Source organism: Streptomyces sp. NPDC017993 (assembly GCF_044328065.1).
In the GTDB taxonomy this organism is placed as follows: Bacteria; Actinomycetota; Actinomycetes; order Streptomycetales; family Streptomycetaceae; genus Streptomyces.
Window position 1 is genome coordinate 436,871 of the sequence record NZ_JBIRGO010000002.1, and the last position, 15,463, is coordinate 452,333.

Consider the following 15,463-nt stretch of genomic DNA (forward strand, 5'->3'; position numbering starts at 1 on the left):
GGCGCCATGAAGCCGCCCGGCCGGTGATCTGCGTCGCGCAAGGCAACCCTCTGTGGGCCTCTATGGGCCCCCGAACGGCCCTTCGCGGCCTCGCTGAGGGTCAGTGACGATAAGCGCGACATAAAAGTTGAGCGCGCCCCACTCAGGTCTGTTGACAGGTTTCGCTCGGTGTTGCACGCTTGAGCCTGTTCCACTCAAGTCAGCTGGAGGAATTGAAATGGCACGTGCGGTCGGCATCGACCTGGGCACGACGAACTCCGTCGTCAGTGTTCTCGAAGGCGGTGAGCCCACCGTCATCACCAACGCCGAGGGCGCCAGGACCACGCCGTCCGTTGTCGCCTTCGCCAAGAACGGCGAGGTGCTGGTCGGCGAGGTCGCCAAGCGCCAGGCGGTCACGAACGTCGACAGGACCATCCGGTCGGTCAAGCGCCACATGGGCACCGACTGGAAGATCGACATCGACGACAAGGGCTTCAACCCGCAGCAGATGAGCGCCTTCATCCTGCAGAAGCTCAAGCGTGACGCCGAGTCGTACCTGGGCGAGAAGGTCGTGGACGCGGTCATCACCGTCCCGGCCTACTTCAACGACTCCGAGCGCCAGGCGACGAAGGAGGCCGGCGAGATCGCGGGCCTCAACGTCCTGCGCATCGTCAACGAGCCCACCGCGGCGGCGCTGGCGTACGGCCTGGAGAAGGACGACCAGACCATTCTGGTCTTCGACCTCGGTGGCGGCACCTTCGACGTCTCGCTGCTGGAGATCGGCGACGGCGTCGTCGAGGTGAAGGCCACCAACGGTGACAACCACCTCGGTGGTGACGACTGGGACCAGCGCGTCGTCGACTACCTCGTCAAGCAGTTCCAGAACGGCCACGGCGTCGACCTGGCCAAGGACAAGATGGCGCTGCAGCGTCTGCGCGAGGCCGCCGAGAAGGCGAAGATCGAGCTGTCGTCCTCCACCGAGACGACGATCAACCTTCCCTACATCACCGCCTCCGCCGAGGGCCCGCTGCACCTGGACGAGAAGCTCACGCGCTCGCAGTTCCAGCAGCTCACCTCGGACCTCCTGGACCGCTGCAAGACGCCGTTCCACAACGTCATCAAGGACGCCGGCATCCAGCTGTCCGAGATCGACCACGTGGTCCTGGTCGGCGGCTCGACCCGTATGCCGGCCGTCGCCGAGCTCGTCAAGGAGCTGACCGGTGGCAAGGACGCCAACAAGGGCGTCAACCCGGACGAGGTCGTCGCCATCGGCGCCACCCTCCAGGCCGGTGTCCTCAAGGGTGAGGTCAAGGACGTCCTCCTGCTGGACGTCACCCCGCTGTCCCTCGGTATCGAGACCAAGGGCGGCATCATGACCAAGCTCATCGAGCGGAACACGACGATCCCGACCAAGCGGTCCGAGATCTTCACCACCGCCGAGGACAACCAGCCGTCCGTGCAGATCCAGGTCTACCAGGGCGAGCGCGAGATCGCGGCGTACAACAAGAAGCTCGGGATGTTCGAGCTGACGGGCCTGCCGCCGGCCCCGCGTGGCGTCCCGCAGATCGAGGTCTCCTTCGACATCGACGCCAACGGCATCATGCACGTGACCGCGAAGGACCTGGGCACGGGCAAGGAGCAGAAGATGACCGTCACCGGCGGCTCCTCGCTGCCGAAGGACGAGGTCGACCGCATGCGCCAGGAGGCGGAGCAGTACGCGGACGAGGACACCAAGCGTCGCGAGGCCGCGGAGACCCGCAACCAGGCCGAGCAGCTCGTCTACCAGACGGAGAAGTTCCTCAAGGACAACGAGGAAAAGGTCCCCGGTGAGATCAAGACCGAGGTCGAGGAAGCCGTCACCGAGCTGAAGGAAAAGCTCAAGGGCGAGGACACCGCCGAGATCCGCACCGCCACGGAGAAGGTCGCGGCCGTCTCCCAGAAGCTGGGCCAGGCCATGTACGCCGACGCCCAGGCCGCGGGTGGCGCCGAGGGCGCGGCCCCCGGTGGCGAGCAGGCCCAGTCGGCGGACAACGCCGATGACGTCGTGGACGCGGAGATCGTGGACGACGAGAAGCCGAAGAAGGATGGTGCCGCGTGACGGAGGAGACCCCGGGCTTCGACGAGAAGCCCGACGTCCCCTCCGACACCGAGTCCGCAGGAAACCCTGACGACACGGCGCAGAGTGCCGAGTCCGCCGAAACGGCGGGCTCGGCCCCGGCCGGGGACGACAACCAGGCGACAGCTCTCACGGCGCAGCTGGACCAGGTGCGTACGGCGCTCAACGAGCGCACGGCGGACCTCCAGCGGCTCCAGGCGGAGTACCAGAACTACCGCCGTCGGGTGGAGCGGGACCGGATCACGGTCAAGGAGATCGCCGCGGCGAACCTCCTGTCCGAGCTCCTTCCCACCCTCGACGACGTCGGCCGCGCCCGCGAGCACGGCGAACTGGTCGGCGGCTTCAAGTCGGTGGCCGAGTCGCTGGAGACCGCGGTCGCCAAGCTGGGTCTGCAGCAGTTCGGCAAGGAGGGCGAGCCCTTTGATCCGACGATCCACGAAGCGCTGATGCACTCCTACGCACCGGACGTCACCGAGACGACGTGCGTGGCGATCCTGCAGCCCGGGTATCGCATCGGTGAGCGAACGATCCGCCCCGCGCGGGTCGCCGTCGCCGAGCCGCAGCCGGGCACGCAGACCACCAAGTCCGCCTCCGAAGAGGACGCCAAGGCTTCGGACGAGGAGAACGGTGGCCCGGAAGAGGGCTGACGTGAGGACAGGAAAGAAAACCGCGCGGAAGGAGGGACGTCGGGGATGAGCACGAAGGATTTCGTGGAGAAGGACTACTACAAGGTCCTCGGCGTCCCGAAGGACGCGACCGAAGCGGAGATCAAGAAGGCGTACCGCAAGCTCGCCCGCGAGTTCCACCCGGACGCCAACAAGGGTGACGCCAAGGCCGAGGAGCGCTTCAAGGAGATCTCCGAGGCGAACGACATCCTCGGTGACCCCAAGCGCCGCAAGGAGTACGACGAGGCCCGGACGCTGTTCGGCAACGGCGGCTACCGGCCCGGCCCCGGCGGGGGCGGCGGCAACTTCAACTTCGACCTGGGCGACCTCTTCGGGGGCTCGCCGGGTCAGAGTGGGGGCGCCGGCGGCTTCGGCGGCGGTCTCGGGGACGTCTTCGGCGGCCTGTTCAACCGCGGTGGCGGTGGCGGTGCCGGGACGCGTACGCAGCCGCGCCGCGGCCAGGACGTCGAGTCCGAGGTGACGCTCAGCTTCACCGAGGCCGTCGACGGGGCCACGGTCCCGTTGCGGATGTCCAGCCAGGCGCCCTGCAAGGCGTGTTCGGGCACCGGCGACAAGCACGGTACGCCGCGGGTCTGCCCGACCTGTGTGGGCACCGGTCAGGTCAGCCGGGGCGCGGGCGGCGGCTTCTCGCTCACCGACCCGTGTGCCGACTGCAAGGGCCGGGGCCTGATCGCCCAGGACCCCTGCGAGGTCTGCAAGGGCAGCGGCCGGGCGACGAGTTCACGCACCATGCAGGTCCGTATCCCCGCGGGCGTCTCCAACGGGCAGCGCATCAGACTGCGCGGCAAGGGCGCCCCGGGCGAGCAGGGCGGCCCGGCGGGCGACCTCTATGTCGTGGTGCATGTCGATGCCCACCCCGTCTTCGGCCGCAAGGGCGACAACCTCACCGTCACGGTGCCGGTCTCCTTCCCGGAGGCCGCGCTCGGCGGCGAGGTGAAGGTGCCCACGCTGGGCGGCCCGCCGGTCACGCTGAAGCTGCCGGCCGGCACGCCCAACGGACGCACCATGAGGGCCCGTGGCAAGGGAGCGGCCCGCAAGGACGGCACCCGGGGTGACCTGCTGGTCACCATCGAGGTGATCGTCCCCAAGGACCTCGGCGACAAGGCGAGAGAGTCGCTGGAGACGTATCGCGAGGCGACCGCGGGAGAGGACCCGCGGGCGGAGCTGTTCCAGGCCGCGAAGGGAGCTTGAGATGGACAGCCGGGGCGGACATCGTCGTAATCCGTACGAACTGACCGAAGAGTCGCCGGTGTACGTCATCTCCGTCGCGGCTCAGCTCTCCGGCCTGCATCCGCAGACCTTGCGGCAGTACGACCGGCTCGGCCTGGTCTCGCCCGACCGTACGGCCGGGCGGGGCCGTCGCTACTCGGCCCGGGACATCGAACTCCTGCGCACCGTGCAGCAGTTGTCCCAGGACGAGGGCATCAACCTCGCCGGCATCAAGCGCATCATCGAGCTGGAGAACCAGGTCGCGGCCCTGCAGCAGCGGGTCGCCGAACTCCAGGGCGCCCTGGAGGGCGCGGCCAGCGCGATGCAGCAGCGGGAGGCCGCGGTGCACGCGTCCTACCGCCGCGACCTGGTGCCGTATCAGGATGTGCAGCAGACCAGCGCGTTGGTGGTGTGGCGGCCCAAGCGGTCCGAGTAACGGGCGGCTTCGGCTCCGGCCGGTACGCAGTCAGCCACCTCGCGCAGAGGTGGGGAAAAGGGCCGGTTCACCCGGCCCTTTTTCGCGTGCGGAGGGCGGCGTCAGCAGCCGTTGTAGCCGGCCGTCGGCATCGACAGGCGGCGGTGCACGTGCGACTTCATCGCCAGGTTGTAGACCGGCTCGTCGAGGTCGGCGGTCTCCAGGCGGACGCCCGCCGCGGCGCAGCGTGCGGTGAACTCGTCGGCACCGCTGATGGCGTTCTCCAGGGCCCGCCGGTTGGGCGTCACGAACACATCGACCAGCCCCGCCTGTACGTCGCTCCACAGGGCCTGGTGATCGGCGCGCAGGCGGTGCAGGCTGAGCCGGCAGGTCAGGCGGTAGTCACGGGCTGCCGCCCACTGTTTGCACATGTCGTGCTGGGTGCGGTCGTCGACCAGGAACGGATCCTCGTCCAGCTCGGACAGCGGCATCAGGCAGGCGATCGCCGTCACTCGGACCGGGTTCATCGTGCCCTCCGGGGCGTGGCGAGTGTGGGGGCGACGATACCCCCGCGAAGGGCCCGGGGTGGAGGGGCGGCGCCGGGTGGCGAGGCGTAACCACAGGCGTGGCAGATCTTCCATCCGTCCTGGTTGACGGCGAGTTGGCCGCCGCAGCGCGGGCAGAGCTCGGCGCGGGGGCGTGGCAGGCCCGGGCCGGGGTGGCGGGGAACGGTCGGGGTGGGGTGTGCTGCCGACGCCATGCGGCCTCCAGCTGCCGTCTGTTGCCCGTTTTCGCCCGAAGCGAGGTGGGGGAGGTGGGGGTGTGAGGGGTACGGGCGATGCCGAGTGATCGGTACGGACCGCTTCGGGTGCGGATCTGTTCGACACCGACCGGTCCTGGGTACCAGGTAGACGGCCGGCGGCGGAGGCGCAGGGGCAGTTTTCGGTCAGGTACGGGCTCGCCGGCGGCGTGCGCGGATCAGGCGCGGCCGAGGGCCTTGTTCACCGCGATCTCGATCATGACGCGGTCGGGGTTCGGCGAAGGCGTCCGGCCGTAGCGCTCGGCATAGCGGCGTACGGCGTCCGCCACCGACGCGTCGTCCGTACGCACTCGCGCGATGCCCTCCAGCGTCGCCCAGCGGCCGCGGTCGACCTGGCACACGGCGACGGTCGCGCCCTCGGCGCCGGCGGTCAGGACGTTCTTGACCTTGGTGCTGTCCTTGCGCGTGATGATGCGCGCGATCCGCTCCTCGGCGTCGTAGGTGACGCCCACCGGGACGACATGCGGCGTGCCGTTCGCCCGCAGGGTGGTCAGCGTGGGCATGAGGTACTCGCCCCAGAAGGCGAGGTACTCCGGGCTGAGGGCGGCGAGGTCATGGGCCATGGGAGGAAGGGTAGTCCGGGCGCGGCGGGGTGGAGCGGGCCGGAGGTCGCGGATCGAAGGAAGCGAAGGGATCGAAGGGATCGAAGGGGGGCCCGGCGGTTGTCGGTAACGGCGGTGCGTGCGGGGCGGTTCGGCCTGCCGGAGAGACTGTGGAGGGGGATCGGCGGGCCCCCGATTCTGCCTTGAGTGGAATAGACTCAACTTATCGCACGTTGGGGTGAGCAGATTTGGCACACTGGGCTTACGGGTGGGGCGTCGGCCGGACAGGCGCCGCGGCCTCATGAGTCCCGCCGGCCCCCAGCCCGTAGAACTCAGTAAGCCGAGTAAGCCGAGTAAGCAGAAGTAAGCCGAAGCAGGCCGAGCAAGAGGAGGAGCGCGCCGACGTGGACGCCGAGCTGACGAACAAGAGCCGGGAGGCGCTGAGCGCCGCCAACGACCGGGCGGTCACCGCCGGGCACGCGGACATGACGTCCGCTCATCTGCTGCTCGCGCTGCTGGCCGGGCAGGACAACGAGAACATCACCGACCTGCTGGCGGCCGTCGAGGCCGACGCGGCGGTGCTGCGTTCGGGTGCCGAGCGGCAGCTCGCCGCGCTGCCCAGCGTGCAGGGCTCGACCGTCGCGCCGCCGCAGCCGGACCGCGTCCTGCTCGCCGTCATCGCGGACGCCGCGCAGCGCGCCAAGGAGCTCGGGGACGCGTACGTCTCTACCGAGCACCTCCTCATCGGTATCGCGGCCAAGGGCGGCAAGACCGGTGAGCTGCTGGCGCAGCAGGGCGCCACGGCCAAGAAGCTGCTGGCCACATTCGAAGCGACGAGAGGCGGGCAGCGGGTGACCACGGCGGACCCGGAGGGCACGTACAAGGCGCTGGAGAAGTTCGGTACGGACTTCACGGCGGCCGCCCGAGAGGGCAGGCTCGACCCGGTCATCGGGCGGGACCAGGAGATCCGCCGGGTGGTGCAGGTCCTCTCCCGGCGTACGAAGAACAATCCGGTGCTGATCGGCGAGCCCGGCGTCGGCAAGACCGCCGTCGTCGAGGGGCTCGCGCAGCGCATCGTCAAGGGCGATGTGCCCGAGTCGCTGCGCGACAAGCGGTTGGTGGCGCTCGACCTGGGCGCGATGGTGGCGGGCGCGAAGTACCGCGGTGAGTTCGAGGAGCGGCTCAAGACCGTCCTGGCGGAGATCAAGTCCAGCGACGGCCAGATCATCACCTTCATCGACGAGCTGCACACCGTCGTGGGCGCGGGCGCCGGCGGCGACAGCGCGATGGACGCGGGCAACATGCTCAAGCCGATGCTGGCCCGCGGTGAGCTGCGGATGGTCGGCGCGACGACGCTCGACGAGTACCGCGAGCGGATCGAGAAGGACGCGGCGCTGGAGCGGCGCTTCCAGCAGGTGCTGGTCGCCGAGCCCACCGTCGAGGACACCGTCGCGATCCTGCGCGGCCTCAAGGGGCGCTACGAGGCGCACCACAAGGTGCAGATCGCCGACTCCGCCCTGGTCGCCGCGGCTGCCCTCTCCGACCGCTACATCACCTCCCGCTTCCTGCCCGACAAGGCCATCGACCTCGTCGACGAGGCCGCGTCCCGGCTGCGGATGGAGATCGACTCCTCGCCGGTCGAGATCGATGAACTCCAGCGCGCCGTCGACCGGCTGAAGATGGAGGAGCTGGCCCTCAAGAACGAGACCGACGCCGGATCCGTCCAGCGCCTGGAGAAGCTGCGCAAGGACCTCGCCGACAAGGAGGAGGAGCTGCGCGGCCTGACCGCCCGCTGGGAGAAGGAGAAGCAGGGCCTCAACCGCGTCGGTGAGCTGAAGGAACAGCTCGACGACCTGCGTGGCCAGGCCGAACGCGCGCAGCGCGACGGCGACTTCGACACCGCATCCAAGCTGCTGTACGGCGAGATTCCGGGCCTGGAGCGGGAGTTGGAGGAGGCCGCCGAGGCGGAGGCGGAGCAGGAGGCTACCAAGGAGACCAAGAGCTCCATGGTCAAGGAGGAGGTCGGCCCCGACGACATCGCGGACGTGGTCGGCTCCTGGACCGGCATTCCCGCCGGCCGTCTCCTCGAAGGCGAGACGCAGAAGCTGCTGCGGATGGAGGAGGAGCTCGGCAAGCGGCTGATCGGCCAGGACGAGGCGGTCCGCGCCGTCTCGGACGCCGTACGGCGCTCGCGGGCCGGTATCGCCGACCCCGACCGGCCCACCGGGTCGTTCCTCTTCCTGGGCCCCACCGGCGTCGGCAAGACCGAGCTGGCCAAGTCCCTCGCGGACTTCCTCTTCGACGACGAGCGGGCGATGGTCCGCATCGACATGAGCGAGTACGGCGAGAAGCACAGCGTCGCCCGGCTGGTGGGCGCGCCGCCCGGCTACGTGGGGTACGAGGAGGGCGGACAGCTGACCGAGGCCGTCCGGCGCCGCCCCTACAGCGTCGTGCTGCTGGACGAGGTGGAGAAGGCGCACCACGAGGTCTTCGACGTGCTGCTACAGGTCCTCGACGACGGCCGGCTCACCGACGGCCAGGGCCGCACGGTCGACTTCCGCAACACCATCCTGATCCTGACCTCCAACCTCGGCTCGAATGTCCTGATGGACCCGCTGCTGAAGGAGGAGCAGAAGAAGGAGAAGGTGCTGGAGACCGTCCGGGCGTCCTTCCGGCCCGAATTCCTCAACCGGCTGGACGACCTGGTGGTCTTCCACCCGCTCGGCACCGACCAGCTCCAGCACATCGCCCGTATCCAGGTCGACCACCTCCAGCGCCGCCTCGCCGACCGCCGCCTCACCCTGGACGTCAGCGACCGGGCGCTGACCTGGCTCGCCTGGCTCGGGCAGGAGCCGGCCATCGACGCCCCGAGCACCTCGATGCCGGACCTGTCCTACGGTGCCCGCCCGCTGCGCCGCCTCGTCCAGACGGCCATCGGCGACCAGCTCGCCCGCGCCATCCTCGCCGGCGAGGTGCTGGACGGGGACACGGTCCGGGTGGATGTCGACGGCGATCACCTCTCCGTGGAAGCGGTCGGGCCGGTGGCCTGACCGGCGGCGCGTCGCCCCGTGCGGATGCCGCCGCGCTCCGCCCCGTCCGGCCGGGCTTGCCAGGACGGGGCGGAGATGGGGGAGGATGGCAAAAGACCATACGAAGGGAATTCCACGGTGAGCATCGACCCGTCCTCGATTCCGAATTTCGGGGGCCAACCCGAACCGCAGCCGTCGGGGCCTGAGGGTCCCGTCGTGCCCGACCAGGATCTCGTCAAGCAGCTCCTCGACCAGATGGAGCTGAAGTACGTGGTCGACGAGGAGGGGGACCTCGCCGCCCCGTGGGAGCAGTTCCGCACGTACTTCATGTTCCGGGGCGAGGAGGAGCAGCAGATCTTCTCCGTCCGTACCTTCTACGACCGTTCCCACGGCATCGACGACAAGTCGAAGCTGCTGGAGGCGATCGACGACTGGAACCGTCGGACCCTGTGGCCCAAGGCCTACACCCACACCCACGACGACGGCACCGTTCGCCTGATCGGTGAGGCGTCGATGCTGATCGGCGTCGGCGTCTCGCTCGAACACTTCGTGTCGAGCACGGTCAGCTGGGTGCGCGCGTCCATCGAGTTCGACAAGTGGATCGTCGAGCAGCTCGGCCTGGAGGCCGAGATCGAAGGCGACGACAAGCCGGGTGACGACGAGGCCTGAGCCTCACCGGAACCTGCTGCGCGGGCCCCTGGAGCATCGGCTCCGGGGGCCCGCGTCCGTGTGTCTGCCACCGTGTGTCCGGGTTCGTGTGGCCGGCGTCCCCGTGACCGCCGCCCTCGGGCTACAGGGGCAGATCCGCGATCATCAGGAGATAGACCCCGTATCCCAGGGTGAGGCTGCCCAGGGAGCCTGTGACCAGCAGGAGCGTGCGGGTGCGCGCCCGGGACAGCGCCAGCGCCAACGGCAGGAGGAGCGGGAAGGCCGGCAGCAGGAAACGCGGCTTGGACGCGAAATAGCCGGTGCCGCCCAGCGCGATCACGACGAGGACCGTGGTGTAGACGAGCAGCGCCGCGGGCGGGCGGTCGAGCACCAGCAAGGCGTAGAGCAGCAGGGACACCGAGAGGACCGCGACGACCATGAAATGGGCCGGCGGGTCGCCGTACAGCACGAGGTGTTTGACGGAGCGCAGCGTGTCGTGGCCGAAGTCGAAGCGTGAGCCCCACAGCTCCTGTACCTGGAAGTAGCCGAGCGGGCCGATGCCCGCGCGCGCCCCCACCCACAGGACGTAACCCAGCCAGCCGAGCGGGGCGAGCAGGGCGGCGGCCCACAGGCGCAGAGGCAGAGGCCCGGGACGGTGCCAGGTGTGGGTGACGGCGACCGCGCCGACCGCCGCCACAATGGCCAGAGCACTGGGGCGGGCAAGTCCCGCGAGCACCGCGAGCGCTCCCGCGGCCAGGAAGCGGCGGGTCAGCAACGCGTACAGGGACCAGGCACACAGCGCGGTCAGCAGGGACTCGGTGTAGGCGAGCGACTCGATGATGCTGTGCGGCAGCAGCGCCCACAGCACCACGAGCAGGGTGCCGACGCGCCGGTCGTACAGATGCGCGCCGACGGCGAAGATCCCCCAGGCGGCCAGCCCGGCCGAGGCCCAGGTCACCAGGAGGCCGGCGTTCAGCAGGCCGACGGGTATGAGGCTTCCGACGATTCGCGCCAGCCAGGGGTAGAGCGGGAAGAACGCCAGGTCGGCGAGGGGCAGGTCGGGCCACATCCCGGCGGGCGGGGGCGCGCCGTAACCGTGGCGGGCGATGCTCAGATACCACCGGGAGTCCCAGGAGGCGCCCAGCAGCGTGCGCGGGTGCCGGCCGGTGTGCCAGGCCCACAGCGCCGTGCTCACCATCCCGGCGAGTCGGATCGTGGCGAACAGGGCGAGGGCGGGCGTGGCGCGGCGCAGCGCCGCGCGGACCCGAACGCGGCTGGGAAGGGGGGTGTCCGGTGTCCCGGCCCGGCCGGGGGGAGCGGCCCCGGCCGGTGTGTCGACGGTCTCGGCGGACACGGAACACCTCCGGTGCGGGGGCGGGCCTCCGCGCCGGAGGCAGGGACGAGGGCTACCGGACCGACCCCCCTGTCCGGCGGACAGGCTCGTGGCCCGCTCCCCCGACTCTGTGCGGCCCCCGTGCCACGCGCTACCGCAGTCGGCCGATCGGGTGGACCGGCGACGGGGCGTCCCGTCCGGCAGAACCCGCGCCGTGGCCGGTGCGGCTGAGGGTGCAACTGCCGGTGCCGGTGCCGGTGCAGGTGCGAGCGCGGGTGCAGGTGCAGGTGCCCGTGTGCCTCAGAGCGCCTTCAGTCGGCTGACGGCTTCCTCCAGGACGTTGACGCTCTTGCAGAAGGCGAAGCGGACGAACGGTGTGCCCTGGTCCTTGTGGTCGTAGAAGACGGCGTTGGGGATGGCGACGACGCCGGCGCGTTCGGGCAGGGCGCGGCAGAAGGCGAAGCCGTCGGATTCGCCGAGGGGGCGGATGTCGGTGGTGATGAAGTAGGTGCCGGCGGGGCGGAAGACCTGGAAGCCGGCGTCGGCGAGGCCGCCGGCGAGGACATCGCGCTGGGTGCGCAGGGTGTCGCGCAGCCCGGTGTAGTAGCTGTCCGGGAGGGCGAGGGCCTCGGCGATGGCGTACTGGAAGGGGCCGGCGGAGACGTAGGTCAGGAACTGCTTGGCCGAGCGGACCGCGGCGACGAGTTCGGGGGCGGCGGTCACCCAGCCGACCTTCCAGCCGGTGAAGGAGAAGGTCTTGCCCGACGAGCTGATGGTGACGGTGCGCTCGCGCATGCCGGGGAACGAGGCGAGCGGGAGGTGCTCGCCCTCGAACACGAGGTGTTCGTAGACCTCGTCGGTGATGACGAGCAGATCGCGTTCGCAGGCCAGCCGGGCGACCTCGGCGAGCTCTTCGCGGGTGAGGACGGTGCCGGTGGGGTTGTGCGGGGTGTTGAGGAGGATGAGGCGGGTGCGGTCGGTGACGGCGTTGCGCAGTTCGTCCGGGTCGAGGGTGTACGAGCCGGTCGCCGCGTCCGGCCGCAGGGTCACCGGGACGCGGGTGCCGCCCGCCATCGCGATGCAGGCGGCGTAGGAGTCGTAGTACGGCTCCAGCGCGATCACCTCGTCCCCGGGCTCCAGCAGCGCGAGCAGCGAGGCGGCGATGGCCTCGGTGGCGCCGGCGGTGACCAGGACCTCGGTCTCGGGGTCGTAGGAGAGGCCGAGGTGGCCGTAGAAGCGCTCCTGGTGCGCGGCGACGGCGCCGCGCAGCTCGGGGATCCCGGGGCCCGGCGGATATTGGTTGCCGCGGCCGTCGCGCAGGGCGCGCACCGCCGCCTCCCGTACCTCTTCGGGGCCGTCGGTGTCGGGGAACCCCTGGCCGAGGTTGATGGAGCCGGTCCGGACGGCGAGTGCCGACATCTCGGCAAAGATCGTCGTGCCGAATTCGGCGAGGCGGCGGTTGAGCAGCGGTCGGTCCATGGGCGCCATCCTGCGCCGAACCTCTGGAGTTCCTCAACTGTGCTTTGAGTCCTTTCGGGCCAGGGCATCAGGCCGTCACGACAGAAAAGGACGGCCGCTGACGGCAGCGGCCTGCGGCGCCGGACGGTGCCGGAGCGGCGCACGGGGCGCCGGACGGAGCGGAAGCCTCGCTTCGGGGGAACGAAAGGAGTGTGAGGCAGATGGGAATCGTCATTTTCCTGGTCATCTGCGCGGTGGTCATCGGTCTGGTGGCCCTGGCGTCGCGGGGTGGAGCCGGCACGGGACGCGGACGCGGCGGTGGGTACACGGGTGCGGGCGGCGGCGGTTGGTGGGCCGGCGGCGGTGGCTCCGGATCGAGCGGCGGGCACCACGGCGGGCACTCCTGTGGAGGGGGCTCCTCCTGTGGCGGCGGCTCCTCGTGCGGGGGCGGCGGCGGTGGGGGCGGCTGTGGCGGTGGTGGCGGGGGTTCCTGACCCTGCCGGGGCAGCTCCGTACGTCCGTGTCCACACCCGTACGGAGCTCCCCCGGGCGGCACACATGCACGCGGCTCATGCCTGCTCGCATATGCACGGTGGCAGTGGCCCGAGCTGCATCAACGCGCCTCAGGGGCTTGGTTGTTGAACAACTGAACTGGTGGGCCCTCTAGGGGATGGAAACCCGGAGAAGATGGGTAAAAACGCTGTGGGCGACGGGGCATTCATGATTCCCTCTCCCTTGAGAATCCCCCAGTTCTCGGACCCCACGTGGCACGAGCCGGCAGGCAGTCATACATCCCTGAATCCTTCTAGGGCGGGCCGGCCCACCATCCACTGCGTGCTTGCGGAGCCGACCCATGCTCAGGACCCTGACAACGGCCTATACCGATACCCGTGCATCCGACCTCGCCTGGGCGCTGGGCAGGGAACCCCTGCCGGCCCTCGCGGTGTTGGATCTTCAACTCGATGACGCCCAGGTGCAGTTGAGACTGCTCGGGGCTTCCCATCAAGTGCTCCTCGAAGAGGAGCACGGCACCTGTTCCGAAACGGTCGCCTGCATGCCCGGGAGCAGTACGCCGCTCCCGCTGGGCGTGGCCAAGCGGCTGGGGGACTGGGAGTACGAATTCGCCGCCCATGTGGAGACGCTCTCCCGTGGCTCGTTCGCGGGGCGCGCCCAGGAATTGCTCGCGCTGGTGGCGGAACATCCTTACGGGCTGGCCGGGACGTTCCCCGGCTCGCCGCACGCCTTCACCGCGATGCTGGCACAGCGTCAGCAAGGGCAGGTGCGCTGGCGGACCTGGCACGCCTACCCGCAGGAGGGCCGCCTGGTGGCCACCCGCACCCGCGTCGGGGTGCGGGCGGCGGTCGCGGCGGCCTGACGGTGCGGGGCTCCGTGGGCGGCATCCGAATTGATGTCGCCCACGGGGTGTAGAGCGGAGAGTGCACTCTTGTGGGTGACAAAGGGGCACGGAACCGTCACGTAGCGTTCATTTCATGATCGAGCCGTCAGAGCCCGCTGCCACCGGTGTCCTAGGGCCGCCGGAGGACGTGAAGCCGGCACGGCTGCCCGTGCCGTGCGGGCTCGGCCGTGTGCTCGTCCTCGCCGTCGTCTTCGTCTGCGCCGCCTGCGGCCTGGTCTACGAACTCGAACTGGTCGCGCTGGCCACCTACTTGGTGGGTGACTCCGTCACCCAGGCATCCGTCGTGCTGTCCGTGATGGTCTTCGCGATGGGCATCGGCGCCCTGCTCGCCAAGCAGTTGCGCTGCCGGGCGGCGGTCGGCTTCGGCGCGGTCGAGGCGGCACTGGCACTGGTCGGCGGCACCTCCGCGATGGCCCTCTACGCCGCGTTCGCCTGGTTGGGCCAGTCGCGCTCCGCGCTCATCGGTTTCTCGCTGGCGATCGGCGTGCTGATCGGCGCCGAGGTGCCGCTGCTGATGACGCTGATCCAGCGGGTCCGCCGGCAGGACGCCGGCGGTGCGGTCGCCGATCTCTTCGCCGCGGATTACGTCGGCGCCCTGGTCGGCGGCCTGGCCTTCCCCTTTCTGCTGCTGCCCTGCCTGGGCCAGTTGACCGGCGCCCTGGTCACCGGCGGCGTCAACGCCGTGGCCGGGGGCGCGCTCGTGCTGTGGCTGTTCCGCCGGGATCTGAGCGTCCGCGCGCGCTGGGCACTGCTCACCGCGAATGTCGTGGTGCTGGCCCTGCTCGTCGCGGGCGCGGTCCTCGCCACGCCGTTCGAACGGGCGGCCCGGAAGGCGGTGTACGGCTCGGCGGCGCGGGTCGCGGTGCAGACCGGTGTCCAGGAAGTGGTGATGACCGGGGGCACCGGCGCGGGAGCCCGTGCGGGACGCGGGAGGAAAGGTTCCGGCCGGCCGCTGGCGCTCTATTTGGACGGGCGGTTGCGGGTCAGCGCGGACACCGAATTCCGCTACCACGAGGCGTTGGTGCACCCGGCGATGGCGGGCGGCCCGCACGGCCGGGTGCTGGTCCTCGGCGGCGGCGACGGTCTCGCGGTGCGCGAGGTGCTCCGCTACCGCTCGGTCCGCTCGGTGACCGTCGTCGAACTCGACCCCGGCCTGATGCGGTTGGCGCGCACCGACCCCGGCCTGTCCGCCCTCAACCGCCATTCCCTGAGCGACCCCCGGGTGCGGACCGTCACCGCGGACGCCTTCACCTGGCTGCGCGAGCACGGCGCGGCCGGCGGCCGGGGGGCGGCGCGGTACGACGTCATCGTCTCCGATCTGCCCGACCCCGGGATCACCGCGAGCACCAAGCTCTACTCGCAGGAGTTCTACGGGCTCGCGGTGCGGATGCTGGCGGGCGACGGACGTCTGGTGGTGCACGCCGGGCCGCCGGTCGCCCGGCGGAGGTCCTTCTGGACGGTGGACGCGACGCTGCGGTCGGTGGGTCTGCGGACCGTCCCCTACCGCTTCCCGGGCAGGTTCACGGACTTCTCCGGCGGCCCGGACCGCGCAGTGGGCCTGATCGGTCCTCTCGCGCCGGACGCGTCCACCCCCGGGGGTGCGCTCGCCGCGCAGGCGACAGGGCAAAGGCAGCACTGGGGCTTTCTGCTGGCCGCGCGGCAGCCGCTGAGGCCGGGCGTGGCCACCGACGCGCCTCCGCTCGTCACCGTCACCGCCGCTGCCCTCCGCGCCGCCGAGCGCGAGGCCACCCACGACCGCATCACCGGCCTGCTGCCATCGACGCTGATGCACCCGCGCTACCGGTGATGGG

General features: G+C 70.5%; 12 protein-coding genes. 8 read left to right on the forward strand and 4 right to left on the reverse strand.

Annotation, left to right across the window (positions count from 1 at the left end):
* Positions 1 to 217: 217 nt before the first annotated feature.
* Genes dnaK through ACH4FH_RS04975 form a run of 4 tightly spaced genes read left to right on the forward strand, consistent with a single transcriptional unit; the run spans position 218 to position 4,426 of the window.
* Positions 218 to 2,077, forward strand: a complete 1,860-nt coding sequence (gene dnaK, locus ACH4FH_RS04960; protein WP_398554312.1) for a molecular chaperone DnaK — start codon at positions 218 to 220, stop codon at positions 2,075 to 2,077.
* A complete protein-coding gene (gene grpE / locus ACH4FH_RS04965) occupies positions 2,074 to 2,742 on the forward strand; it encodes a nucleotide exchange factor GrpE (protein WP_398554313.1) in 669 nt (222 codons plus the stop codon). Before dnaK ends, grpE begins: the two co-directional genes overlap by 4 nt.
* A gap of 45 nt (positions 2,743 to 2,787) precedes the next feature.
* Positions 2,788 to 3,972, forward strand: a complete 1,185-nt coding sequence (gene dnaJ / locus ACH4FH_RS04970) for a molecular chaperone DnaJ (RefSeq protein ID WP_398554314.1) — start codon at positions 2,788 to 2,790, stop codon at positions 3,970 to 3,972.
* A 1-nt stretch (position 3,973) separates the two neighbouring features.
* Complete coding sequence (locus ACH4FH_RS04975) at positions 3,974 to 4,426, forward strand: heat shock protein transcriptional repressor HspR (protein WP_398554315.1); 453 nt, start codon at positions 3,974 to 3,976, stop codon at positions 4,424 to 4,426.
* Between the two features lie 101 nt (positions 4,427 to 4,527).
* On the opposite strand, the gene ACH4FH_RS04980 is transcribed toward ACH4FH_RS04975, so the two are convergent.
* A complete protein-coding gene (locus tag ACH4FH_RS04980; RefSeq protein ID WP_398554316.1) occupies positions 4,528 to 4,932 on the reverse strand; it encodes a hypothetical protein in 405 nt (134 codons plus the stop codon).
* 451 nt (positions 4,933 to 5,383) lie between these two features.
* Positions 5,384 to 5,788, reverse strand: coding sequence for a pyridoxamine 5'-phosphate oxidase family protein (locus ACH4FH_RS04985; RefSeq protein WP_398554317.1), 405 nt, complete (start codon positions 5,786 to 5,788; stop codon positions 5,384 to 5,386).
* Positions 5,789 to 6,171: 383 nt separating this feature from the next.
* On the opposite strand from ACH4FH_RS04985, the gene clpB reads away from it, so the two are divergent.
* Together clpB and ACH4FH_RS04995 are read left to right on the forward strand one after the other, a co-directional pair.
* Positions 6,172 to 8,817, forward strand: a complete 2,646-nt coding sequence (clpB, locus tag ACH4FH_RS04990; protein WP_398554318.1) for an ATP-dependent chaperone ClpB — start codon at positions 6,172 to 6,174, stop codon at positions 8,815 to 8,817.
* A 117-nt stretch (positions 8,818 to 8,934) separates the two neighbouring features.
* Positions 8,935 to 9,465: a YbjN domain-containing protein gene (locus ACH4FH_RS04995; RefSeq protein WP_398554319.1), complete on the forward strand. Its 531-nt coding sequence runs from the start codon at positions 8,935 to 8,937 to the stop codon at positions 9,463 to 9,465.
* Positions 9,466 to 9,586: 121 nt separating this feature from the next.
* Here the strand turns inward: ACH4FH_RS04995 and ACH4FH_RS05000 are convergent, their stop codons facing one another.
* A complete protein-coding gene (locus ACH4FH_RS05000) occupies positions 9,587 to 10,798 on the reverse strand; it encodes a hypothetical protein (RefSeq protein ID WP_398554320.1) in 1,212 nt (403 codons plus the stop codon).
* A gap of 279 nt (positions 10,799 to 11,077) precedes the next feature.
* Positions 11,078 to 12,256 (reverse strand): pyridoxal phosphate-dependent aminotransferase, encoded by a 1,179-nt coding sequence (locus ACH4FH_RS05005; protein WP_398554321.1) that lies wholly within the window; start codon positions 12,254 to 12,256, stop codon positions 11,078 to 11,080.
* An 832-nt stretch (positions 12,257 to 13,088) separates the two neighbouring features.
* Here ACH4FH_RS05005 and ACH4FH_RS05010 point away from each other — a divergent pair.
* On the forward strand, positions 13,089 to 13,610 hold the full coding sequence (locus ACH4FH_RS05010) for a DUF2617 family protein (protein WP_398554322.1): 522 nt from the start codon (positions 13,089 to 13,091) through the stop codon (positions 13,608 to 13,610).
* A 115-nt stretch (positions 13,611 to 13,725) separates the two neighbouring features.
* Positions 13,726 to 15,459 carry a polyamine aminopropyltransferase gene (locus tag ACH4FH_RS05015; protein ID WP_398554323.1) on the forward strand — a complete coding sequence of 578 codons (1,734 nt, stop codon included), beginning with the start codon at positions 13,726 to 13,728 and terminating at the stop codon, positions 15,457 to 15,459.
* The last annotated feature ends 4 nt before the right edge of the window (positions 15,460 to 15,463 follow it).

Coding starts and splice junctions, on each gene's coding strand:
- dnaK (WP_398554312.1), top strand. CDS start 218: ATGGCACGTGCGGTCGGCATCGACCTGGGCACGACGAACTCCGTCGTC.
- dnaJ (WP_398554314.1), top strand. CDS start 2,788: ATGAGCACGAAGGATTTCGTGGAGAAGGACTACTACAAGGTCCTCGGC.
- ACH4FH_RS04975 (WP_398554315.1), top strand. CDS start 3,974: ATGGACAGCCGGGGCGGACATCGTCGTAATCCGTACGAACTGACCGAA.
- ACH4FH_RS04980 (WP_398554316.1), bottom strand. CDS start 4,932: ATGAACCCGGTCCGAGTGACGGCGATCGCCTGCCTGATGCCGCTGTCC.
- ACH4FH_RS04985 (WP_398554317.1), bottom strand. CDS start 5,788: ATGGCCCATGACCTCGCCGCCCTCAGCCCGGAGTACCTCGCCTTCTGG.
- ACH4FH_RS05005 (WP_398554321.1), bottom strand. CDS start 12,256: ATGGACCGACCGCTGCTCAACCGCCGCCTCGCCGAATTCGGCACGACG.
- ACH4FH_RS05010 (WP_398554322.1), top strand. CDS start 13,089: ATGCTCAGGACCCTGACAACGGCCTATACCGATACCCGTGCATCCGAC.
- ACH4FH_RS05015 (WP_398554323.1), top strand. CDS start 13,726: ATGATCGAGCCGTCAGAGCCCGCTGCCACCGGTGTCCTAGGGCCGCCG.